Raw genomic sequence first — 23253 nt, 5'->3', positions numbered from 1 at the left:
CACCGCAACCGCCCTCACTTCATCGTCACGAACCGCTGCACCAGCGAGGCCAGCAGCACCGCCAGCAGCGGCAGCGAGAACCAGAAGCTGCTCTGCAGCCACCGCAACTGCCGCACGCTCGGCCGGACCGCGACCCGGACCACCTCGCGTGCCGTCAGCAGCACGATCAGCGCCAGCGCCGCGAGGCCCCCGACCACCGACCAGGGCGTCCACGTCACCTGCGGCCCGATCGGACCCGGATCCGCCTTCGGCGCCTTGCCCGCGGGCTGCTTGGCCAGCGCGTACATGGTCACGTCCGCGTTGACGAAGACCTTCTTCAGCTCCGCCCGCTTGTCCAGGTTCCGGATCAGCCGTGGCTCCCACGTCTTCGAGTAGCCGACGTCCAGCTCCAGATACGTCACCTGACTGCGGTTGATCATCAGATACGAGTTCGGTCCCGCGTCACTGAGTGCCTTGACCAGGCTCGACACCAGCACCGGGTCGGTCGGCGCCAGCGTCGGCACATACTCGACCCTCTCCATGTCCCGGGCACCCCACGGCATCGCCGGCGTCACGTTGTCGACCGTGTCGTTGCTCAGCCACAGCAGCCGTACCGTCGGATCGTCGTGGGCGTACACGTACTCCATGGCGGCGACCTCGCCGGGCCGGATCCGCTCGAACGGCTCGTTGCCCCAACGGGCGATCAGGAAGCCGCCCATGAGGAGCAGACCCGCCATGAGGGCGGCCAGCGGGGCCAGGCTCACCCGGTCCTTGTCGCGTTCCTTCGCCGTGATCCCGGTGCGCGGGAACAGGGCGAGCCCCATCAGCAGGGCGGCGCCGGGCAGCGCGAACATGAAGACCCGCAGCGCCATCTCACCGCCGTAGGACTGCATGCCGAAGCCCAGGAACGGCACGAAGGTCAGGACGAGCAGCGAGCGCTCCCGGTAGTGGTGGTCGCGCCGGCGCCACCAGCCCCAGCAGGCGAACGCCATCACACCACCGGCCAGCAGCACGCGTGTGTAGAGGACGAGCTTGTGCGTCGAACTGCCGCCCTCGATCCGGCCGCCCACCGACGACTGCACATTGCCGCCGACGCCGCCGACCCCGCCGAACAGTTCGTCGAAGTGCCCGGACCAGTACGGCTCGGCCATGAAACCCACCCACACGGCCACCATGACGGCGAACAGGATGGGCAGGCCGCGCAGTTCGGACTTGCCGATCATCACGAGGGCCGCCAGCAGGCCCAGCATCACGAACGGGGTGAGCTGGTGGGCCGGGACGCTCGCCGCGAACAGCCCTATGACGACCATCAGCAGCACAGCCCGCTGGCGCCGGTTCGTCGGCTCGACCTCCGCCTCGCCGGGCCGCTTCTTCGTCCAGATCACGCGCGGGGCGCGGAAGTAGACCAGCAGGAGCGCCGCGAACACCAGATAGAGGAGATACGTGAAGCCCTGCGGGGAGAAGTAGTCCTGGCCGACCCAGCCGCTGAGCACGAACACCCACAGGCCGGTCCACTTGGCCCGCCAGCTCGCCCGCATCGAGCGGACCAGCAGGAACATCGGGGCCAGGTAGAGGAGTTGGATGGCCAGCGGCCACCAGCGGATCACCTCGGTGAAGTCCGTGACCCCGCAGGCCTCGGCGACGAACGCGGCCGCCGCGAAGAAGCCCGGCCAGCTCCAGCGCGCGTCCAGGTCGGGCACGGCGGAGCCGGTCCGGTCGATGTAGTCGAGGAAGCCCAGATGCTGCCAGGCGGTCGCGAACCGGGGTTCCGTCTCGATCACCGCGGGCAGCGCGTGCAGCGACACGACCGTCGCCAGCAGCGTGATCAGCAACAGTGCCTTGTGCTCACGGGCCAGCCACAGCAGCGAGGCGAAGGCCACGGCCAGCAGCGCGGCGCCGACCAGCGTGGGCAGCGGCAGCACGGAGATCAGACCGAGCCCGCCCATCTCGTCGAGGTCCGTCTCGCCGAGGCGCAGCGCGGGCACCCAGTACAGCAGCAGCGCGGCGGTCAGCAGGCAGCCGAGCACGACTCCGACCCGGCTGGGCTGAAGGCGCTCGCGCCACGACAGGAGCGGCGGCTCCTCGGACACCGGCACCTCTTCCCGTACGGGTGGCTCCTCCCGTACGACCGGACGGGCGGTCTCGAACGGTGCGTCCACCTCCACCTCGGACGACGTCTCGGAAGACACCCCGGACGACGTCTGGACCGGTCCCAGTGACGCCTCGGACCCCGGTTCCCGCGCCTCCACCGGCAGCCCCACCTCGGGCAGCTTCGCCCAGGTCGGCCGGTGCGGCTCGGCAGGCGGCCGGGGACGCACCACGGGCGTACCCGTGGGCGGTGTGCCCGGACCCGGCCGGACGTCGGGCCGGCGTTCCAGGTGGTCGAAGTCGACGTGGATGCCGAGGCCGAGCGTGTCCTGGTCGAGCGCCCAGGCGGGCCCGCGCCTGCGGACGCCCAGCGGGACGGTGGCCTCGCGCGCCCCCAGGTCGGCGAGGTCCCCGTCGGGCGCCGCGTCCTCGGGGACGGTCCCCGCCGGCGAGGCCTTGAGGATCTTGTACAGCTTGGGCGCGGCGATCGCCACGATCACCGCGAGTGAGGAGATCTCCGCGACACCGGCGCCGGTCAGCCCCATACGGGGGAGCAGCACCAGGGTCAGTCCGAGCACCAGGGCGCACAACAGGCCCTGGAGCCAGGCCAGTCCGGCGGTACGGCTCTGGGCGCGCAGCACCGCGAAGTACGTCTCCATGACGACCCGCAGCACCGCGCCGATCGCGAACCAGCGCAGCAGCGGGGTCGCCGCGTCGGCGTAGCCCGAGCCGAAGACACCGAGGATCCAGGGCGCGCCGAAGAACAGGACCGCGCACACCGGCAGCATGATCCGGGCCATGCGCCTGAGCGCCGCGCGGGTGTTGGAGGCGAGCCGGCCCGGGTCGTGGGAGCCCTCGACCGTGAGGGAGGCGCCCATGTTGATGGCGAGCAGGTTGACCGTGCCGCCGATCGTGGTGGTGATGTAGAAGTACGCGTTGTCCTCGGAACTGACCTGCGCGGCGACGATCACCGGGACGAGGTAGACCACGGCTAGCGAGAACAGGGAGCCGGTGTAGTCGCCCGCGAGGAAGCGCCCGATCTCCTTCACCGACGGCGGTCGCGCGTGGTTCTCGGTCGCCTTCACATGCCGGGTCACCAGCCGCCGGAACACCAGCCAGCCCAGCGGCAGCACCGACACCGCGATGGCCGCGACCCACGACACGAACACACCCATGGTGGGGATCGCGGTGGCGAAGGCGACCAGCAGCACCAGCTTCACCGCGGAGAACACGGTGTTGCCGACCGGCACCCACAACGCGCTGCGCAGCCCGGTCAGCACCCCGTCCTGAAGGGTCAGCACCGACCAGGCGACCACCGCGAGCACGAAGAACAGGGCGTGCGAGGGGTCGTTGAGGAATCCGTACGACGGCCCCCACAGGCCCAGCGTGAGCAGGAAAGCGCCCGCGGCCAGCGCCACGACCACCGAACTGCCCGCGTAGGTACGGAAGATGAGCCGTCCGGTGGCCCGGCCCGCGACCGGGATGAAGCGGGCCAGGGCGCCGGTCAGGGTCACCGCGGTCAGCCCCGCGAGGAGCTTCATCGCGGCGATCGCGGCGGAGCCCTGGCCCACCGCGGACTCGGAGTAGTAGCGGGCCGCGGCCAGCCAGAAGCCGAGGCCGAGCACGGCGGAGATCCCCGTGTTCAGCATCAGGGCGTAGGCGTTGCGGAACAGCTGGCTGCCGCCCGGCGACCGGCCGAGCCCGGGCAGCCGGAGGCGGCGCCCCGGCTGCTCGGGCGCCTTTGTCGCGGGCTCGGTGGCCTCAGGGGTGGTTGTCGTGTCAGACACGGGAACGGATGGCCTTCCGGCGGACCTGTCGTGCTCTGCGGACCATGGCGTACCCCTTGGTGAACGCGCGGTCCCGGGCGAAGTTCCGGGCGATGGCCCGGCCTTCGATCAGCCGACGGAACTCCTCGGCGTCCGTGCCGCGGCGCACGGTGACCCGCAGCAGCGCGTACGGCCCCTGGTGGCGGCGGGCGAGCCCGTTGCCGACGGCGAGGGCCTGGGCGTACCCCGTCTCGCGGACCTTCTCGCGCACCCGGCGGCTGGAGTAGCCGTACGGGTAGGCGAACGAGGCCGGGACGGTGCCGAGTTGATCCGTCACGATCTCCTTGCAGAGGATCAGCTCACGGCGCAGCGCGTCGTCGTCGAGCTGGTCGAGCTGCGGGTGGGTGTGGCTGTGCCCGCCGATCTCGACGCCCTCCGCGGCGAGTTCGCGGACCTGCGGCCAGTCCAGCATGGTGTCCAGGGCGTGGCCGTTGTCGTGCGGGCCGCGCAGCCACCCCGTGGACACGAACAGCGTGGCCGCGAAGCCGTGCTTGGCGAGCACGGGCAGGGCGTGCCGGTGCACACCCTCGTAGCCGTCGTCGAAGGTGACCAGGACGGGCCGCTCGGGCAGCGGACGGCCCGAGCGCCAGCTCGCCGCCAGCTGCGCGGTGGTGATCGGGGTGTGCCCCAGGTCGCCGACGATCTCCATCTGCCGGGCGAACGCCTCGGGGGACACGGACAGTTCGCGGGTCGCCTCGTTCGGGTCGGCCGCGATCGCGTGGTACATGAGAATCGGCACACGTGCGTCACCCATGCGCGTCCCCCTCGATCCGCGCCACCTGGAACGTGGCGCCGCCCCTGCGGGCCCGGACGCTGCCCACCACGTACCCACCGGCGGCCGTCAGCACCCCCGCGACGATCGCGCCCGCGCGGCCCGCGCCGCCCGGCCGGGCCAGCGCCGCGTCGCGCAGCCCGCGCACCACCCCGGCGGGCAGCACCCGGGTGGTGTACCGGCGTTCGGACTCGAGCCCCTTGTCCGCGCCGACACTGCGCGCCACCAGCGCCTTCGACAGTCCCTCGGCGTAGGAACGCGTGCGGAAGTACCCGAAGTGCTCACGCGCCTCGGGCACCCGGTGGTGGATCACCGCCCGGTCGTCGATCAGCAGGACCGCGTCCGGTCTGGCCCGGGTGAGCCGGATGCACAGTTCGGTCTCCTCGCAGCCCAGCGGCCGCTTGTCGCCGTCCCGTCCGATACCGGTGGCGAAACCGCCGGCCGCGTCGAACGCCGTACGGCGGAACGAGGCGTTGCCGCCGAGTACGTTGCGGACCCGGACCAGACCCGGCGGCAGACCCCTGTACGTGCAGCCCACCACCCAGTCGAACTCCTCGGGGAACCAGGCAGGACGGCACCCCGACGCCCAGATCGGCACCGTACGACCGCCCACGGCCATCACCCGCGGATCGGCGTACCCCGCGGCGAAGTGGCGCAGCCAGTCGCGTTCGGCGACGGCGTCGTCGTCGAGGAAGGCGATCACCTCGCCGCGCGAGGCGGCGATCCCGGTGTTGCGGCCCGCGGACAGGCCGCGGGGACCCGCGTTGGCGAGCACCCGCACCGTGTCGGCTTCCTTGTACTCCTTGGCCAGCCGGTCCAGGAGCGCCGCGTTGTGGTCGACGACCAGCAGCGTCTCCCGTGCCGGAAACGACTGCGCCGCGACCGAGGAGACCGCCGCGAGGATGTCCTCCCAGCGGTCCTCGGTGTAGACGCAGATCACGACGGAGATGTCGGGATCGCTCAAGACACCTCTCCCCGGACCGAGTCGAGCATCGGGGAGTGATGGGCCTGGCGGCGCAGCTCACGCCGGTTGGAGCGCTCGCCGAGGATCACCTTGAGCACCCGGAACCCGTCGCGCACGGCACGCAGATTGCTCGTGCCGTGGATGCGCAGGTACTCGTGGCTGGGTATCTCCTGGACCTTCAGGCCCGCCTTGACCACCCGGATGTTGATCAGGGTCTCGATCTCGAAGCCCGTGCAGTCGAGGTCGATCTTGCCGAGGCAGTGCCGCCAGAACGCGTTGTATCCGTAGCAGAGATCCGTGTAGCGGGCGCCGAACTTGCGGTTGACGATCGTGCACAGCGCCCAGTTGCCGAGCTTGCGGATGAAGGTCATGTCGTCCGTGCCGCCGCCGTTGGCGAAGCGGGACCCCTTCGCGAAGTCCGCGCCCGAGAGCAGGGCGGAGACATAGCTGAGGATCTCGTTGCCGTCGGCCGAGCCGTCCGCGTCGACCATCACGATGATGTCGCCGGTGCACGCCTCGAACCCGGTGATCAGCGCGTCGCCCTTGCCCTTGCCGCGCTGCTTGACGACCTTGACCTCGGGCCACAGCCCACGGGCCACTTCGACGGTGTCGTCGGTGGAGTTCCCGTCCACCAGGACCACTTCGTGGATCCAGTCGGGCAGGGTCTTGAAGACGTACGGAAGATTCTCCGCCTCGTTCATGGCGGGAATCACGACACTCACCGGTGGCGCTATCGCCAGGTGAGTGGAGACAGGCCGGTACTTCGCGGCCGTGGACAGATCCTGGCCCGTGGTCGCCGAGCGCAGAACAGAGCTCATGAGTCTGGTTCCCTCTCGTCCGGCTGGACCGCCCGCCCCTGGGCGGCCCGGCTGTTGTCCGGTTCGAAAGGGGGGTTTGTTTCACCTACGGCATGCCGAAAGGGATCTCCGAACACGCCCGGGTGAGCTGGCAAAGCCGGCCGACAACCGAAACGGCCGCCGGTCGCGCGGCACGACTCGGTCACAAGTGCTGTCACCGAGCACGGCACCCCCCTACCGCGCCCCGCCCCGGTCCGTCGCGGTCCTTGAGCCCTCCCCTAGTACCGCTGGGTGACGTTCCGATGCGGGTGAGATGTACGACGGTATTGATGATTGAACCCGTATGGCAAGACCTGGAACCAGGCCTCACGTTTTTGATGGTTTGACCGTTACGGAACCTATTGGCTCCGCGAGCGGATCCTTCCCATCCTCTTGAGAATCCGGTCCGCCGGCTCGAAGAGCTCCGGCCGTGACTGGACGGTGTTGCGCAGCGCCCGGACCGGGGCGCGGCGCGCCCTGTGCCCGAGTGCGACCGGGTGACGCCGGGTCACCCACCCCTCCGACACGGTGATCTCCCGTGTCTTCAGGGAGTCCTTGTACTCCTTCTGTCCCCGCCCCAGATCCAGATACGCGATGCCGTCCGCGGCGGCCGCCTCCGCCATCCGCAGATGCAGGACCAGGCCCGGCGAGTACTTCGAGAACGCCGGGTCGTACGCCGGGAACCAGCAGGCCAGCACCCGTTCGGTGCGCAGCCCGAAGTGCGCCGCGATCGGCTTGCCGCCCGCGTACAGCACCGACAGGATCCCCGCGAACGGATCGGAACGGGTGTGGAACAGCCGCTCCACGAGATGGGTGATCCACTCGTGCGCGAAGCGGTCGCTGCGCCCGGTCCTGCGGTACTGCGCGGACTTCCAGCCCATCAGGGTGCGCAGGGCCGCCGGATCGCGCTCGTCGTGCACATAGCGCATCTCGCCGGCGTCCCGGCCGAGCCTGCGCTCCTTGGCGAGCGTGGTCCTGGTGAACTTCGGCGCGTGGGAGCGCAGATGGGCCAGATAGGCCTCGTAACCCTGGTCGACGTCCATGACCGGCGACGGGAAGCCGCCGGTGGCCCCGACCGCGAACGCCTCCTGGCCCTCCACCAGGTGGTCGAACTCCCATACGGCGAGCCCACAGGCGCGCAGCAGCTCCTGCGCGTCCCACGCGAACCCGGGCCGGTGCACCAGACCCTGGGCGTCCGAGACGCCGAGTCCGACGGCCCGGCCCACTCCGGTGACGCTTCTCTGGTACGGGAAGAACGCGGCGGGCTCCCCGCCCTCGCGCACCACCGCGATCCGCACACCCCGCCGGTACCGGCCCACCGCGAGCGCGAACTCGGGGGACAGGAACGGGTTCGCCAGCTCCGGGGAGCCCTGCAGATGGGCCTTGGACTGCAACGACGTCCACGCCGCCCGGTCGGCGGCGGTGAGCTCGCCGGGGCGGTACACGCTGATGTCCACGTCAGGGAGTCCGTCCCGTCGTCGTACGGCCGCCGCGCCGCCGCACCCAGACCAGCAGGAGAAGAAGGGAGCTGATCGCGGTCACGGCCACGATCCCGCCGCGCCACGACCAGCGGTGCGTGGCGAGCATGCCCTGCGCCACCAGCATGTTGACGACGACCGAGCCCGCGAGCGCGGCGAGCACCCGGCCGAGCGGTTCGAGCCCGCGCAGCGCGGCGCCGATCGCCACGGCAGGTGCCATCAGCAGGAAGAACAGGGTGAACGGGCCGCGCAGCGGTGAGTCCGAGCCCACGAGCGCGAGGATCGCGCCGAACCCGCCGACAGCCGTCGCGGCGCCCGCGAGCAGCGGCGAGAGGTCTCTCTCCGGTCCTGTCCGCGCGGGCTCGCTGTCCGTTGAAGATCCTTTGACACGTATCGTCTGCATTGGCGACTTTGCCCCCCGAAGCGCCGGATGCGAGGCTTCAATGTCGCGCAGGGGCGCCGCGGCCGTCAAGACCGAAAAGGGCCGCGTATCACGGTTGGTACGGACAATGAGACAAGTGTTCCCCGGAGGCGGAAGTCGCCTCCGGGGAACGGCCGTTCAGGTGGTGTGCTCCGGGAGCGTTACGGGACGAGCTTCAGGAGCCGGTTCGGCGAACCGGTGCCCGGGCTGGTGACCACGTTGGTGGTGGCACCGCCGGTGAGGGCCGTGGCGACCTGGGCCGGGGTGGACGAGGTGTGGCCCGCCAGGTAGACGGCGGCCGCGCCCGCGACGTGCGGGGTGGCCATCGAGGTGCCGGAGATGGTGTTCGTCGCGGTGTCGCTGGTGTACCAGCCCGCCGTGATCGAGGAGCCCGGCGCGAAGATGTCCAGGACCGAGCCGTAGTTCGAGTAGCTGGCCCGGGCGTCGGTGCTGGTGGTGGCGCCGACGGTGATGGCCTCGGTGACCCGGGCCGGGGAGTACGAGGAGGCGTTGGCGCTGCTGTTGCCGGCCGCCACGGCGTAGGTCACGCCGCTGGCGATGGAGTTGCGCACAGCCGTGTCCAGGGCGGTCGAGGCGCCGCCGCCGAGCGACATGTTGGCGACCGAGGGACCGGAGTGGTTGGCGGTCACCCAGTCGATGCCCGCGACCACGCCCGCCGTGGTGCCGGAGCCGGCGTTGTCGAGCACCCGGACCGCCACGATCTTCGCCTGCTTGGCGACACCGTAGGTGGAACCCGCGATCGTGGTGGCCACATGGGTGCCGTGACCGTTGCCGTCGGAGGCGGTGGTGTCGCCGTCGACCGCGTCGTAGCCGTACGAGGCGCGGCCGCTGATCTGCGCGTGGGTGATGCGCACACCGGTGTCGATGACGTAGGCCGTCACGCCGGCGCCCGCGGTGTCCGGGTAGGTGTAGGTCCCCGAAAGCGGAAGCGCGGCCTGGTCGATGCGGTCGAGGCCCCAGGGGGCGCTGGACTGGGTGGCGTCCACGTGGACGCGCTGGTTCTGCTCGACGGAGGCGACGGCCGGGTCCGCCGCGAGTCTCTTCGCTTCGGCTGCGGAGAGGGTGGCGGAGTAGCCGTTCAGGGCGGTGCCGAAGGTCTTCTTGACGGCGCCGCCGTACTCCTTGACGAGGTTCTTTCCGGCGGCCGAGGTCGACTTGAAGCCGGTGGAGCCCTTCTTCAGGGTGACGATGTAGCTGTCCTTGATCGCCGTGGGGGAGTCGGCGGCAAGGACCTTGCCCTCGGCCGGAGCGGCCTCGGCGGGGAGGGTGGTGAGCCCGCCCATGAGGGCGGCGGTCGCCAGGCTGGTTATCGCGGCGAACCGGAACTTACGCAGTTGTGCCATGCGAGGGAGTCCTCCTCTTAGGCGACGCGCGTTTCGTGTGGGGCGCGCGTCCGTGGGGGGTGCGCGCGTGATCGCGCACACGACCCGGAACGTCGCGTTCCCGTCCCGGGCTGGAGTAAAGACTGGGTGATCTACGGGGGTAGATCAAGGGAGTTGAGGGGTTGTCAACAAATCTGTCATGTACGCGCAATCAAACACGCCATGAACATATGCGGGTGCGTTGAGTAAGGACGGAAAAGTCTTGGCATGGACACTTCCCGTCAACACGCGTAGTTGCTACGACGGTTGAGGCAGAGATCCTGCTAAAGGGAGGTTCCATGAGACGTTCCCGATTTGCCGCTTACGTCACCACGCTCCTCCTCGCCGTCGGCGCCGCACTCGCGGGGGCAACCCCCGCGCAGGCCGCCGTCGGCCCGTACGTGGCCCTCGGCGACTCCTACTCCTCGGGAGTGGGCGCCGGCAGCTACATCTCCTCCAGCGGCGACTGCAAGCGCAGCACGAAGGCGCACCCCTACCTCTGGGCCGCCGCCAACTCACCCTCGTCGTTCGCCTTCACGGCCTGCTCGGGCGCTCGAACGGGTGATGTTCTGGCGAACCAGCTGGCCCCGCTGAACAGTGCCACCGCCCTGGTCTCCCTCAGCATCGGCGGCAACGACGCCGGCTTCTCCGACGTCATGACCACCTGTGTGCTCCAGTCCGACAGCTCCTGCCTGTCCCGCATCAACACCGCGAAGGCCTACGTCGACGCGACGCTGCCCGGCCAACTGGACAACGTCTACGCGGCGATCAGCACCCGCGCCCCGAACGCCCACGTCGTCGTCCTCGGCTACCCCCGCTTCTACAAGCTCGGCACCACCTGCGTCGGCCTCTCCGAGACCAAGCGGAAGGCGATCAACGACGCCGCCGACCACCTCGACGCCGCCATCCAGAAACGCGCCGCGAACCACGGCTTCACCTGGGGCGACGTCCGCTCCACCTTCACCGGCCACGAGCTCTGCTCCGGCAGCTCCTGGCTGCACAGCCTCAACTGGCTCAACATCGGCGAGTCGTACCACCCCACCGCGGCCGGCCAGTCCGGCGGCTATCTGCCCGTACTGAACAGCGCGGCCTGACCCGTCACTCGGTAGGCGAAGGAGAAGGGGAGGAGGCCCCGTCCGTCGGGGTCTCCGTCTCGCACGTCACCGAGAACGGCACCGAGTTGGACGTCACGTGCTGCGGGTCCTGGACCTCGACACTGATGTCGCTCTCGAACGTCCCGCTGTCGTTGTTCGTCGTCGCGACCACCTTGTCCTGCTTGGAGGTGCCGCCGCCCGCCGGGAACGACAGCGTCTTCCAGCCGTTGTCCATGACATCGCCGTCCGACGACACCCAGCGGTAGCGCACCTCCGCAGGCACCCGGCTCACCGTGATCGTCGCCGTGAAGGCGGGGGCCTCCGCGTTCGGCGGCGGACAGGTCCCCGCGTACTCCGTGTTCGCCCCCGCGAGCGTGGCCTTGACGGTCACCGGCGGCGGAGCGCTCGTCGTGGTCCTGTCCGGGGTGGAAGGAGGCGGCGGCTCCTCGCTGTCCTCGTCCGTCTCGGTCGGCGTGTTCTCACCCGTCGACCGGCTCGTCTCGTTGTTCCCCTGCTTGCCCCCGTTGTCGTCGCGGTTCAGCAGTGCGTACGTCAGCCCCGCGATCGCGAACGCCAGAGCGGCGAGGCCCGCGATCAGAACCACCGCGGCACGGCGGTTGCGGTCGGGAGGCCCGGAGGACGTCCTGGTCGTCGGAGCGGCCGGCGTGGGGGATGTGGGCGCCGTCGGGAAGGGCGTGGTCGACGGCTCCTCCCGGTAGCCGGCGATCGTCGGCGGGTACGGGACCGGCGGGACGGGTTCGGCGCGCGTGGTGCCCCCCGCCGCGATGAGCCGCAGGTCCTGCTCGGCACGGTCGGCCGGCAGCCGGTCCGCCGGGTCCTTGCGCAGCAGCCCCTCGATGACAGGAGTGAGCGGGCCGGCCCGGTGCGGGGTCGGCAGCTCCTCGTCGACGATCGCGCGCAGGGTGCTCAGCGGGGTGTTCTGGCGGAACGGCGAGTTGCCCTCCACCGCCGCGTACAGCAGCACGCCCAGTGACCACAGGTCGGACTCGGGGCCGGGGGTACGGCCCAACGCCCGTTCCGGCGCCAGGAATTCGGGCGAGCCGATGACCTCGCCGGTCATCGTGAGCGCCGAGCTGCCCTCCACCTGCGCGATGCCGAAGTCGGTGAGCACCACGCGGCCGTCGTTCGACAGCAGCACGTTGGCCGGCTTCACGTCCCGGTGCAGCACCCCCGCCTCGTGCGCGGCCCGCAGCGCGGAGAGGACCTCGGCGCCGATGTGCGCGGCCCGCTGCGGGGGCAACGGGCCCTCCGCGTCCAGGACGTCGGCCAGTGAGACACCGCGGACCAGCTCCATGACGATCCACGGGCGGCCGTCCTGCGTGGCCACGTCGTACACCGTCACCACGTTGCGGTTGGAGACCCGGGCCGCGGCCCACGCCTCGCGCTCCAGCCGGGCGTACAACCGCTCGACGTCCGAGACCGCGAGGCCCGAGGGCGCGCGCACCTCCTTGACCGCGACCTCACGGTGCAGCACCTCGTCGCGGGCGCGCCACACGGTTCCCATGCCGCCCTCGCCGAGCGGGGACAGGAGGCGGTAGCGGCCCGCGATCAGACGTTCACTGCCCGGATCTTCGGACACGGGCGTCCCCCATTCGCAATTCCGCGTGACTTCGCGTCATTTCTCCCCAAAAGTAGCTCAGCCAAGTGCGGATGCCGCCCCCTTGAGCACCAATCCGGCCCCGAGCGTCACGACGAGGAGCGCCGACATCAGGGGTGCGGACCTGCGGACGAGCGCCGTCACCGGATGCGTGGTCCAGCGGGGACGCCGCTCCAGCAGCCGATTCATCCCGGTACCCAGCTTCACGACGGCGAACCCCGCCGCGGTGAGAGTGAGCGCGAGACCGACGCCGTACGCGACGACCAGGAGGAAGCCGAACCAGGCCTGGCCGAGCGCCATGGCGCCGACGAGGACGACGACCGCGGAGGGGCTGGGGACCAGGCCACCGGCGAAGCCGAGGAGGATCGTGCCGCGGAGGGTGGGGGCGGTGGAGTGGGTGTGGGTGAAGCCGCCGTGGGTGTGCTCGACGGTGTGCGAAGGGGCGTGGGGACGGGGGTGCGGGTGCTCGTCGTGGCCGTGGCCGTGGTCGTGCGAGTGGTGCGGGTCGTCGTGCGTGTGGCCGGGAGTGTCGGTGGTGGGGTGGCTGTGCGCGGCGGCCAGGGCCAGTTGGCGCGCGGGGGCCGGGGCGGGTTCGTGCGCATGGTCGTGCCCGTGCCCGTGCCCGCCGTCGTGCCCGTGCCCGTGCCCGCCGTCGTCGTGCCCGTGCTCGTGTCCGTGGTCATGCTCATGGGAGTGTCCGTGCGTGTGCCCGTGGCCCTGCGCGTGCCTGCGGTGGTGCCAAGCCCGTCGTACGAGGGTCAGCCCGGCCCCCGTCACCAGCACCCCGCTCGCGATGCCCAGCCAGGTGATCACCGAGGGCGCCGCCCCCGAACCCGCCGTGACCAGCAGGCCCAGGGCGACCACGCCGAGCGTGTGGGTCACCGTGACCGACGCGGCCAGGGGCATGACGTCCTTGAGGCGGGCCTTGCCGCCGCGGGCCGTCGCCACCGCCGCCATGAGGGTCTTGCCGTGGCCGGGGGCGAGCGCGTGCAGCGCGCCCAGGGCTATGGCGATGAAAAGGGCCAGCGCGGCGAAGCCGAAGGTGAGGTCGTGGCGGGCCACCAGGGAGTCCAGCGCCCGGGTCCAGCGGTCGGCGCCGCGGGGGAGTACGGAGGCCGCCGGAGCGTCCGTCCGCTCCTCGGACAGGGCGGGGCCGCCGGGGCGTACACGCAGGTCCGCCCTCGTCGTGTCGGCGGGGGAGGAGAGCAGCTCCTGCGGGTATTCGGTCAGTTCGCTGGAGAGCGACTTCGTCGGTACGTCCGATGCCGTGAGTGTCATCCGGTCACCGCGCGCGGTGACCTCCCGCCAGCCGGGCCCGGAGTCCGTGCCCGCGCTGCGGAAGCCGAGGGCGACCGTGGCGTCCTCGGGGAGCGGTGCCGTCAGCTCGCACTCCACGCGCAGGGTGTCGAGCCCCGCCTGACCGGGCCGTACACGGGCCTTGCTGTCCTGGACCGTCAGGGCGGCCGTACGGCCGTCGACGGTGACCTCGCTGTCCCGTGCGGCCGTCTCGCACCGCTGCGCGGCCCAGCCGGCCATGCCCAGCTTCTCGATGTCCGGCTTCGCCTGGGTCGCCGGGATCTCGGCGAGGTCCTCGACGTGGTCGACGCGCAGTTGTCCCGGGGCGGCGACGAGACCGTCGTAGCGGTTGACGGTGAAGTTGCCGAGGGGGTGCGCGCTCGCGGCTCCGGAGGGGAGGAGTACGAGCGCGCAGGCGGCCGTGAGCACGGCCGCACCGGAGGCGAACAGACGACGGGACCTCACTTGGCCGCCTCCAGGTCCTTGAGCGCCTTGCGGGCCTCGCCGGCACCCAGGGTCGAGAAGCCGGGGTTCAGTTCCAGGGCCGCCTCGAGATGGGTGCGGGCGTCCTTCTCGTGGCCCGTGGCGCGTTCGACGACGCCTCGGTGGTAGAGGAACGAGGCGTTGCGGTAGCCGGTCGCGGTGGCCCGGCGGGCGTACGGCAGGGCCTCGTCGTCCTTGCCGTTGACGTGCAGGGCCCAGGCCAGGGCGTCCGCCGTGTGCACGGTGTGCCGGCGGTCCCACTCGGCGCGGGCCGCGCGCAGCGCCGCCTTCTTGTCGCCGTGGTCGGCGGCGGCGAGCGCGGTGTCCAGGTCGGCGTTGACGCCGTTGGCGCGGGCGAGCGCCGTCCAGGCGTCGACGAGGGCGTACTGGTCGTCGGCCTCGGCCGTCTCGCCGCGCTCGTCGTACAGCTCGCCGAGCTCGACGAGCGGGCCGGGCAGCGGGTAGCGGGCGACGACGTTCTCGAGACTGCGGACAGCGTCCTTCTCGTCGCCGCTCGCGGCCTGCGCACGGGCGCGGCCCTCAAGGGCGGGCAGGTAGTCCTCGTCGGCGGCCAGGGCCCGCGCGTAGTGGTCGAGGGCTTCCTTGTACTCGCCCTGGTTCCAGGCGAGTTGGCCGAGCTGTGTGGCGACGTACGCGACGTCACCGGGGGTGGAGGCCGACGCGAAGGCCTGCTTCAGCACCCGCTTCGCCGTGGTCACGTCGCCGCGCAGCTCATGGACGTACGCGTACCGCGTGAAGACCGGGATGCCCGGCTTCCGGGAGTCCGCCGTGTCGGCGGCCTTCGCGGCGTCGGCGTAGCGGCCGAGCTCGACGAGGGCGTCGATACGGGTGGACAGGGCGCGTTCGTTGTAGGGGTTCTGCTTCAGCGTCCGGTCGGCGTACTTCAGGGCGTCCTCGAAGTCGTGCCGGGCCGCCGCGAGGGCGGCACGGCCGGCGAGGGCCTGCTCGTTGTCGGCCTTCAGCTCAAGCGACCGCTTCAGGGCCTTGTCGGCCTGCGGGTAGCGGGAGGGGTCGCCCTTGGTGCGGGCCTGCTCGACATAGGCGAGCCCGAGGGTGGCCCAGCCGCCGAAGTCCTTCGGCTGGGAACGGAGATGGGCCTGCAGCGAGGCGATGCTCGCGTCCAGGTCCCCACTGGAGAGCATCGCCGGCGACATGGCACTCGGCGCGGCGGCGACGGTCGTACCGCCGTCGTCGCGCAGGGCACCGACGGCGATGGAACCGGCGGTGAGGGCAATGGCCAACAGAACGGCAGAACCGCCGAGTTGTACGGCGCGCAGCCGCCCTCCGGTGGCTGTCGTCTCGCCGTCGTTCGTACCCGGGACCATTGCCCTCTCCTAGAGATCGGTTACTCGGATGTGCGGCGCGGCCCGCGCCGTGGGGGATGAGTACGAGCGGGCCGCGCCAGTTCAAAGCGGACGGTGGGAGCAGCGCCCCCTCAGGGGCGCGGGGAACTGTGCGACAAGCCCCCACCGGCCCGCACCGTGGATACGGCCTAGTACGGCCGAGTCCGCATCCGACGCCACCACATGAGACCCGCACCGATCAGAGCGATACCGGCCGCACCGGCACCGGCGGACGCGGCGACCAGAGTGGTGTCGTCCATCCCGGTCGAGGAGCCGGCCGGCTGGAGCGCGTCGCCCAACTGGTTGCGGACGTCGTTCCCACCGCTCGTGCCCTTGGCCAGCGCCCCGCGGGACCCCGCGGTCGGGTTGGCCAGGTACGGGAAGGACTTCTTGAACTTCTTGTCGTTCTTGTCGACCGCGTCGCCCAAGTCGTTCTTGGCACCGAGGAGTTCACCCTCGACGACCTGCAGAGCGGCGTCGAGCACGTCGTCGGAGAGCCGACGCCCGTTCGGGAAGCCCGCGTTGTCGCCGTCCAGCACACCGAGCCGCTTGGGATCGTGGGTCGGCTTGATGGACGTGTTGAGCCGCAGCTCCTCCGCCGCCCGTACGTTCGGCGGTTGGTTGAGGCCCTCGACGCCCTTCAGGAAGACGTCGACGAGGTCGTTGCGCGGCTCGTCGGGCGCGTCGATCTTGTAGATCGCCTCGATGAGCTTCGGCAGCTCCGGGTTCGTGACGTTCTTCAGGAACTGGCCGTCGTCCCAGGGCGCGGACGCGTTGAACTTGTCCTTGTCCTTGATGGGGTTGACGACCTCGTTGACCAGCGGCATGCCCAGGCGCGAGACCTGTGAGTAGTACCCCTGCGCGTTCTTGCGCTGGGTCGTCGACCAGATGCCGACGATCGGCTGCTCCTTGGACTCCGTGATCATGTCCGTCGGCACCTGGAGGGCGACCGAGTTGACGTTGTAGCCCTTGAGGGTGTCACGGCCGACCTCGGAGAGGTTGCCGCCGTACAGCAGGTCGAAGACGCGCAGGTCCAGGAAGAACGGGTCGTCGGCCTGGCCGGCGAAGGTCTGGGCGCCGTTGGGCAGCTTGTAGATCGCTTCCTTGCGCAGCTTGTTGTAGTCCGGCATCGACGCCTTGCCGACGTTCGACGGCGCGACCGGCACGTCGTCGGCGACCTTGGTCTTCGACACCACATGCTGGTTCTTCAGCTTGATGAGTTCGATGTCGTAGGTCTGCGTGATGTTGAGGTCGGGGTCGTCGAGGCTCTCGACGGGACCCGTGTTGTACAGGAACGTCTTGTCGTTCTTCACATGCGTCTTGAAGGTGTAGCGGAAGAGCAGCTCGCCCTGCGCGTCACCGTTGTTGTCGATGTGGATGTCGTACTGGGCGTCCTCGGCGAACGTGAAGAAGTTCGGTCCGCCGGCCGGTTCCTCGAAGGGGATCCAGTTCGCGATGAGCGTCGTCGTGTCCGGCTTGTCCGGGCTGACGAAGGCGTACACGTCCGTGTTGTCGTACTGCGGGTCCCCGGAGATGAGCGGGGCCTCCCGGTGACTGGAGGCGGTGGCCGCCCCCGGTTCCAGCGCGGCCACACCGGCGGCTGCGAGCCCTCCGGCGGCCAGCGAAGCGCATATGAGGGTCGCGACGCTCCTGCGCCCCGCACCGCTCCTGGAGATAGGTGTCATGCCGTCCGTCCTCAGTCCCAACTTGCCTGACGAACGCTGATTCGGAGCGGTCGGCAGGGCGGATTGGTCGAATCCCAAACGTTCTTACGGCGGATTCGGGATCATGTTTCATCGAACGGCGACCCGCGTTTTCGGCTCGACGATCCGTAACCCCATCCGGAGGTGTGTTCGTTGCGAATACCTCGGGGGGCCGGACGGCCCAGATGCGGTTTTGCGGGAGGGGGAGGCGACTTGGAGGCGGACGAGCTCCTGGTGCTCGTTGCGGGCGGGGACCAGAAGGCATTCGAGGAGCTGTACGGACTGGTCTCCGGGCCGGTGTTCGGGCTGGTGCGCCGGGTGGTGCGGGATCCCGCGCAGTCGGAGGAGGTGGCCCAGGAGGTGCTGCTCGAACTCTGGCGGTCCGCGGCGCGGTTCGACCCCGGCCGGGGCAGCGCGCTGTCCTGGGTCCTCACCCTCGCCCACCGCCGGGCCGTCGACCGGGTGCGCAGCGCCCGCGCGGCCGGCGAGCGCGAGCTGCGGGTGGCCCGGCGGGGCAACGGACCGGCCTTCGACCACGTCACCGAGGAGGTCGAGGCCGGACTCGAACGCGAGTGGGTGCGCCGCTGTCTGGAACGGCTCACCGAGCTCCAGCGCCAGTCCGTCACCCTCGCCTACTACGACGGCTACACGTACCGTGAAGTGGCCGAGCGGCTCTCGCTGCCGCTGGGCACCGTCAAGACCCGTATGCGCGACGGACTCACCCGGATGCGCGAGTGCCTGGGAGGTGTGGCGTGAGCCTCCTCGACAAACTGCTCCGCCGCGACGACCCGCACTCCCTGGCCGCGCCCTACGCGCTCGACGCCCTGGAGCCCGCCGAGCGGACCCGCTTCGAGAAGCACTTGAAGGACTGTCCGGTCTGCGCCGCCGAGGTCCGTGCCCTGACCGAGGACGCCGTGCGCCTCGCCTGGTCGACGGCCGCCCCGGCGCCGGCCGCGATGCGCGACCGGGTCCTGGCCGCCGTACGCACCACCGCGCAGGAACCGGTGCGCGCGCAACCGCTGCGTGCGCACGAGCCACAGCTGCCGCCGCACGTCTGGGGCACGCAGGCACCACCCGCGCGCACCCGTGCGCCCCGGCAGCGCCGCCCCCTCTTCGTGCCGTTCGCCACCGCCACGGCCGCCGCGGCCCTCGTGGTCGCGTCCCTGTTCGCCGTACAGGCGAATGACACCCGGGACCAGCTGAACGCCGAGCGCGCTCGGGCGAGTGAGATCGCCCACGTTCTCGCAGCTCCCGACGCCCGGGCGAGCACCGGCAGGGACGCACAGGGCCGCAGTATCGGAATTGTCGCGTCCGCATCGGAGGGCAGAGCGGTCGTCACCCTCAGCGGATACGACGACATCCCGACCGACCGCGTGAACCAGTTGTGGCTCATGCGCCCCGGCGCGCAACCACGCTCCCTCGGTCTCTTCGACGCCGACACGCCCTTGGTCACGTCCGGTCTCGACAAGTCCGCCACGTCACTGGCTGTAACCGTCGAGCCCGACGGAGGATCGGTGCAGCCCACTACCCAGCCAGTTGTCCAACTCGCCCTGAAATCGGTTGGATTCGGAGAGTAATCACGGAGGGGTCGTCAACACCCTTACGGGGAAGGTGAATCCTGTGACCGCGATACACGAGTGCCCCCAGGGGGCGATAGGGTTACCCTGCCCGGGCCGGGTGGACTCGTACGGGTGGGGAGTGACATGGAACAGATAACAGTGCGCAGCAGGGCGAGGGTCCCTGCGATCACCTGCGGGAGCAGCGCGACCAGTTCGCGCCTCGACCGCCATCTCTCGGTGCTGGGCGGTCCTGTCGTCCCGCAGCGTGAGGCGGCCGAGGCGACTTCGCTGATGCGTGAGCTGACCGCCCGTGAACCCGCGCAGAACCGCAGCGACAGGGGTGCGCGCGTCCGTCGCGTCTCGCTCTTCGCTCCGCTGCGTCGACTGCGCCGGTCGCTGTTCGGCGGGCGGTAGCCCGCACGCTCAGGCGTTCTTGACCCGCGCCCGGCCGGCCCTACCGCCCCGGCGCCCTGCCGCGACCCCGTCGTCCGTCATCCCCACGGCATGCGGCAGCGCCAGGTACGTCCACCGGGCGCGGGTACACCACCCACCCCGCCCCACCCCGCTCGAATTCACCGGCAGGGCCCGTCAGTTGGGTCGCGCGCCCTCCGAAGTCACCTCCGGCGAACAGTAGTTCAGCGCTTCCCTGTTTCAACGCTCCCCTCGCGCATACCGACGAACGGCGAGCGGCGCGCACACGGCGATCAGCACCGCACACCACACGAGCGACCCGGCGACCGGATGTGCCACCGGCCAGGCAGCCCCCTCCGGAACCGGCGCGTTGCCGAAGAGATCCCGTACGGCCGTGGTGACCGCGCTGATCGGGTTCCACTCGGCGAGTGTGCGCAGCCAGCCCGGCATGCCGTCGACGGGGATGTACGCGTTCGACAGCAGCGGCAGCATGAAGGTCGCGCCGCCCAGCTGCCCGGCCGCCTCCTCGCTGCGTGAGGCGAGCCCCAGCAGGATGCCCACCCAGGTGGCGGCCAGCCGGAAGAGCAGCAGCAGGCCGAACGCGCCCGCCCCCGCGAGCCACCCGCCCTCGATCCGCCAGCCCATCGCGAGCCCCACGAGAAGCAGCGGAACCAGCCCGACCGCCGTCACCAGCAGATCGGCGACCGCCTGGCCGGCGGGGACCGCCGAGCGGCTCATCGGCAGCGTGCGGAAGCGGTCCATCACCCCGCGATGGGAGTCCGCGGCGGCGGTGAACATCCCGGTCATGATCCCGTTCGCGACCGTTGCCACCAGCATCCCCGGCACCAGGAACGCGCGGTACTCCTCGCCCGGCATGGCCAGGGCGCTGCCGAAGACGTAGCCGAAGAACAGCAGGAAGACGATCGGCATGGTCTGCGTCATGACCGTGATCGCGGGAGCGTGCCGGACCTTCTGGAGATGGCGGCCCAGCACCGCCGTACCGTCGTGGATCACCGCGCTCATGCGGCGACCTCCTCTCGTGCGGTGAGGCGCAGGAACACCTCGTCGAGGGTGGGCGGGCGCAGGCTCGCGTCGACGACCGGTACCCGGCCGGCGTCGAGTTCGCGGACGATGCGGGGGAGGGTGAGGTCGGGGTCGAGGACGACCGCGCCCGCGGTGCGCCGCTCGGCGTCGAGCACCGGACGGGCGCCGGTCAGCTGGTCGAGGACCACGGCGGCCGCGTGCAGCGCGGGGGTGCCGCCGTCCTCGGCGACCACCACCTCGGCGTACCGCCCTGTCTGGGCCTTGAGCTCGGCGGGAGTGCCCTGGTGCGCGACCCGCCCCTCGTCGATCAGTACGACGCGGTCGGCCAGCCGGTCGGCCTCCTCCAGGTACTGCGTGGTCAGCAGCACGGTGGTCCCCTCGCCCACCAACTCCCGTACGGCGTCCCAGATCTCGTTCCTGCTGTGCGGATCGAGCCCGGTCGTCGGCTCGTCCAGGAACAGCACGGTGGGCCGGGTGATGAGGCTCGCGGCGAGGTCGAGGCGGCGGCGCATGCCGCCCGAGTAGGTGCGTGCGGGCCGGTCGGCGGCGTCGGTCAGTCCGAACCGCTCCAGCAGCTCGGCGGCGCAGGTCCGCGGGGCGCGCAGCAGTCGCGCGAACAGGCGCAGGTTCTCGGCGCCGGTGAGGTCGCCGTCCACCGAGGCGTACTGCCCCGTGACCGCGATCCGGCGGCGGACCTGCGCGGCCTCGCGCACCACGTCGTACCCGGCGACCCGCGCCGTCCCGGCGTCCGGCCTCAGCAGTGTGGTCAGCACCCGCACCGCGGTCGTCTTGCCGGCGCCGTTCGGCCCGAGCAGCCCGCAGACCGTGCCCTCCTCGACCCCGAGATCGAGTCCGCGCAGCGCGTGGACATCGCGGAAGCGGCGCTCCAGACCCTCACTAAGTACAGCGTACGTAGAAGTCATGCGGTCACCGTACCGCACTACGTACGCTGTACGTAACTAAGATGGTGGCGAGGTGATGATCAATGGCGGGCCGAGCGGCCGAACCCGAGGTGATCTGGGCGCGCCCCGAGCGCACGGGCCGAGGCCCGAAACCGGCGTACAGCCGTGCGGACATCGCCGCGGCGGCGGTCCGTATCGCCGACGCGGACGGGCTGGACGCGGTGTCGATGCGGCGGGTGGCGGCCGAGATCGGCTGCGGCACGATGTCGCTCTACAACTACGTGCCGCGCAAGGAGGACCTGTACGAGCTGATGGTCGATCTGATCAGCGGCGAGTACGAGCTGTCCGGTGTGCCGAGTGGGGACTGGCGGGCGGACATGCGCGACTTCGCCCGGCAGGCGCTCGGCATCATGCGGCGCCATCCCTGGGTGGTGCGGGTGATGTCGACGGTGTACGCCATCAGCCCGAATGCCCTACGTGTTCTCGACCGGGTGCTCGCCTGTCTGGAGGGCCTCGACGTGCCGCCCGGCACCAAGCTGGAGCTGTTCGGGATGGTGAACGGGTCGGTGATGACCTTTGTCGCCAACGAGCAGGCGATCGCCGAACGGTCGCGGTCCGTGCCCTGGTCGGCGGAGCAGGAGCAGGCGGTGCGGGGGGCGTACATGATGGGGCGGGTCGGGACGGGGGAGTATCCGCACCTGGCCGCGTTGTTCGCGCAGGGGATGGCTCCGCCGGATGATCCGGAGGGGACGTTCGACCGGATGATCGGGCGGTTGTTGGACTCGTTCGCGCCGCGGGGGTGATGGTCGCATTCGGACTGCCGGCCCGATGTGGCCGGTCGCGCAGTTCTCCGCGCCCCCAGGTGGGCTACAGCAACCCCAACTGGCCTTCTGGACCTTCCTCGTGGTGGTCCAGGACCGACGCCGGTCTGCGTGCCGCTTCCGGTACCGGGAGCACGCCCGCCTTGCGCAGGTCTGTCGCCGCGATCCGTGCCGTCACCGTCAACTCGGCCTGCTGCTGGGTCACTTCCGCGGTGAGTGCCAGGATCGTGATCAGTTCCAGCAGCTCCGACGTCCAGGTCTGGGGCCAGGTCGCCGGGCGGATGGCCGACAGGGTGCCCGGCTCCGGCTCCGCAGTCCTCGCCGTGAACCACTCCTCCAGGACACGTACGCCGTTGACCTCGAAGTCCCAGGCCTCCGGGGGCACGGGGGAGATGCGGCCCTCGTCGAGGTGAAGGGTCTCCTCGTCGCGGTCGTAGTGGAGGCCTAGGGGGCGGGTCGGCAGCGGGGCACGGACGTAGGGGCGGCGGCCGCCGGGGAGCTTGGGACGGTCGCCGTCGCGGCGCATGAGCCACAGCAGGCGGTGGCCCAGCTCGGTGCCCCGGGCCCAGAGTTCGGGGTCGTCGGTGAGGGGGACGGCGAGGTCCGGGCGTACGGCCGTCAGGGCCCAGGCGAGGACATCCGGCGCCGTCACGGAGCGTCCGAGCCGCTCGCCCAGATACTCCGGCAGGCCCGGTGCCAGGTTGGGTTCCATCCCGTCCGGCCGTCGGAACAGGGGGCGGACGCGGCCGGGGCGGAGCAGCGGGAGCAGGGGCGTGGCGATCAGCACCGGGCCCGGGTCGCCGGCCGTCTCCGCGACGAAGACCTGGTGCTCGTCCGCCACCCGCCACAACTCCGGCCGGGCCGTGTCGATCAGCCGGTGGTCCGGGATCAGCCAGTGCTCGTCGAAGGGAGCGTGCAGGACGCGTACCGGCTCGGCGCAGGGCCCGGCCGCGCGGGCGAGCTTCTCCGTGCCGCCCGGCTGCCCCGGCAGCTGCCCCACCGCGGAACGCAGGGTGCGCGAGCGCGTCGGCTCGAACAGGGCCTCCCGATCCGGGCCCTCGGCTTTCAGCAGGGCGTCCCAGCGGGCTTTCAGGGATGCCGGGTCGGGTCCCGTCGGCCACCCCCGGCCGAGCCGCGGCGGTGCGACGGACCACGGCATGAGGTCCGCGAGCAGCGGAGCGTCGTCGTGCGTCACGCTGGGCATCGTACGAC

Annotated in this window: 19 protein-coding genes; 5 read left to right on the top strand and 14 right to left on the bottom strand. The window is 70.9% G+C overall.

All coding sequences use genetic code 11. From position 1 onward, the window contains the following. Window positions 1–14: 14 nt before the first annotated feature. The 7 genes from ACWD3I_RS26655 to ACWD3I_RS26625 form a co-directional block, all read right to left on the bottom strand. Entirely contained in the window at window positions 15–3854 is a 3840-nt protein-coding gene (locus tag ACWD3I_RS26655) for a lipopolysaccharide biosynthesis protein (RefSeq protein ID WP_451084192.1), read from the bottom strand. Then, on the bottom strand, window positions 3847–4647 hold the full coding sequence (locus ACWD3I_RS26650) for a polysaccharide deacetylase family protein (protein ID WP_365406519.1): 801 nt from the start codon (window positions 4645–4647) through the stop codon (window positions 3847–3849). Before ACWD3I_RS26650 ends, ACWD3I_RS26655 begins: the two co-directional genes overlap by 8 nt. Further along, entirely contained in the window at window positions 4640–5629 is a 990-nt protein-coding gene (locus ACWD3I_RS26645) for a glycosyltransferase (RefSeq protein WP_365406516.1), read from the bottom strand. Before ACWD3I_RS26645 ends, ACWD3I_RS26650 begins: the two co-directional genes overlap by 8 nt. Continuing rightward, window positions 5626–6447 carry a glycosyltransferase family 2 protein gene (locus ACWD3I_RS26640; protein WP_365406513.1) on the bottom strand — a complete coding sequence of 274 codons (822 nt, stop codon included), beginning with the start codon at window positions 6445–6447 and terminating at the stop codon, window positions 5626–5628. Before ACWD3I_RS26640 ends, ACWD3I_RS26645 begins: the two co-directional genes overlap by 4 nt. A 377-nt stretch (window positions 6448–6824) precedes the next feature. Beyond that, window positions 6825–7922, bottom strand: coding sequence for a GNAT family N-acetyltransferase (locus ACWD3I_RS26635; protein ID WP_365406510.1), 1098 nt, complete (start codon window positions 7920–7922; stop codon window positions 6825–6827). Between the two features lies 1 nt (window position 7923). Beyond that, the gene (locus tag ACWD3I_RS26630; protein WP_365406507.1) at window positions 7924–8346 is read right to left on the bottom strand and encodes a hypothetical protein; all 423 of its coding nucleotides are present in this window, start codon (window positions 8344–8346) and stop codon (window positions 7924–7926) included. A 179-nt stretch (window positions 8347–8525) separates the two neighbouring features. Continuing rightward, complete coding sequence (locus tag ACWD3I_RS26625; RefSeq protein ID WP_365406505.1) at window positions 8526–9728, bottom strand: S8 family peptidase; 1203 nt, start codon at window positions 9726–9728, stop codon at window positions 8526–8528. 317 nt (window positions 9729–10045) lie between these two features. Here ACWD3I_RS26625 and ACWD3I_RS26620 point away from each other — a divergent pair, with 317 nt between their 5' ends. Next, window positions 10046–10840, top strand: a complete 795-nt coding sequence (locus tag ACWD3I_RS26620; protein WP_365406502.1) for an SGNH/GDSL hydrolase family protein — start codon at window positions 10046–10048, stop codon at window positions 10838–10840. 4 nt (window positions 10841–10844) lie between these two features. Here ACWD3I_RS26620 and ACWD3I_RS26615 read toward each other — a convergent pair whose 3' ends face one another. The 4 genes from ACWD3I_RS26615 to ACWD3I_RS26600 all read right to left on the bottom strand — a co-directional run bounded on the left by ACWD3I_RS26615 (window position 10845) and on the right by ACWD3I_RS26600 (window position 17286). After that, complete coding sequence (locus tag ACWD3I_RS26615; RefSeq protein WP_365406499.1) at window positions 10845–12440, bottom strand: serine/threonine-protein kinase; 1596 nt, start codon at window positions 12438–12440, stop codon at window positions 10845–10847. Between the two features lie 57 nt (window positions 12441–12497). Further along, entirely contained in the window at window positions 12498–14219 is a 1722-nt protein-coding gene (locus tag ACWD3I_RS26610) for an urease accessory protein UreH domain-containing protein (protein ID WP_365406496.1), read from the bottom strand. Continuing rightward, a complete protein-coding gene (locus tag ACWD3I_RS26605; RefSeq protein ID WP_365406493.1) occupies window positions 14216–15583 on the bottom strand; it encodes a tetratricopeptide repeat protein in 1368 nt (455 codons plus the stop codon). The genes ACWD3I_RS26610 and ACWD3I_RS26605 overlap by 4 nt, the downstream gene beginning before the upstream one ends. A 167-nt stretch (window positions 15584–15750) precedes the next feature. Then, entirely contained in the window at window positions 15751–17286 is a 1536-nt protein-coding gene (locus ACWD3I_RS26600; protein ID WP_365406490.1) for a DUF4331 domain-containing protein, read from the bottom strand. A 231-nt stretch (window positions 17287–17517) separates the two neighbouring features. Between ACWD3I_RS26600 and ACWD3I_RS26595 the strand changes: the two genes are divergently transcribed. From ACWD3I_RS26595 to ACWD3I_RS26585, 3 genes are all read left to right on the top strand, one after another. Next, complete coding sequence (locus tag ACWD3I_RS26595; protein WP_266894506.1) at window positions 17518–18060, top strand: sigma-70 family RNA polymerase sigma factor; 543 nt, start codon at window positions 17518–17520, stop codon at window positions 18058–18060. After that, on the top strand, window positions 18057–18881 hold the full coding sequence (locus ACWD3I_RS26590) for an anti-sigma factor (protein ID WP_365406487.1): 825 nt from the start codon (window positions 18057–18059) through the stop codon (window positions 18879–18881). The genes ACWD3I_RS26595 and ACWD3I_RS26590 overlap by 4 nt, the downstream gene beginning before the upstream one ends. Window positions 18882–19007: 126 nt before the next feature. After that, complete coding sequence (locus ACWD3I_RS26585; protein ID WP_095046249.1) at window positions 19008–19277, top strand: hypothetical protein; 270 nt, start codon at window positions 19008–19010, stop codon at window positions 19275–19277. A 237-nt stretch (window positions 19278–19514) separates the two neighbouring features. Here the strand turns inward: ACWD3I_RS26585 and ACWD3I_RS26580 are convergent, their stop codons facing one another. Then, on the bottom strand, window positions 19515–20297 hold the full coding sequence (locus ACWD3I_RS26580) for an ABC transporter permease (protein ID WP_365406483.1): 783 nt from the start codon (window positions 20295–20297) through the stop codon (window positions 19515–19517). Further along, window positions 20294–21241, bottom strand: a complete 948-nt coding sequence (locus tag ACWD3I_RS26575; protein ID WP_365406480.1) for an ATP-binding cassette domain-containing protein — start codon at window positions 21239–21241, stop codon at window positions 20294–20296. Before ACWD3I_RS26575 ends, ACWD3I_RS26580 begins: the two co-directional genes overlap by 4 nt. A gap of 62 nt (window positions 21242–21303) precedes the next feature. Here ACWD3I_RS26575 and ACWD3I_RS26570 point away from each other — a divergent pair, with 62 nt between their 5' ends. Next, window positions 21304–22023, top strand: a complete 720-nt coding sequence (locus ACWD3I_RS26570; RefSeq protein ID WP_365406477.1) for a TetR/AcrR family transcriptional regulator — start codon at window positions 21304–21306, stop codon at window positions 22021–22023. 64 nt (window positions 22024–22087) lie between these two features. On the opposite strand, the gene ACWD3I_RS26565 is transcribed toward ACWD3I_RS26570, so the two are convergent. Beyond that, window positions 22088–23245, bottom strand: coding sequence for a type ISP restriction/modification enzyme (locus tag ACWD3I_RS26565; RefSeq protein ID WP_365406474.1), 1158 nt, complete (start codon window positions 23243–23245; stop codon window positions 22088–22090). Window positions 23246–23253 lie beyond the last annotated feature (8 nt).

Source organism: Streptomyces sp. NPDC002817 (assembly GCF_053592055.1).
Note: the sequence above shows the minus strand (reverse complement) of the source record. Positions and strands in the feature narration are given on the sequence as shown.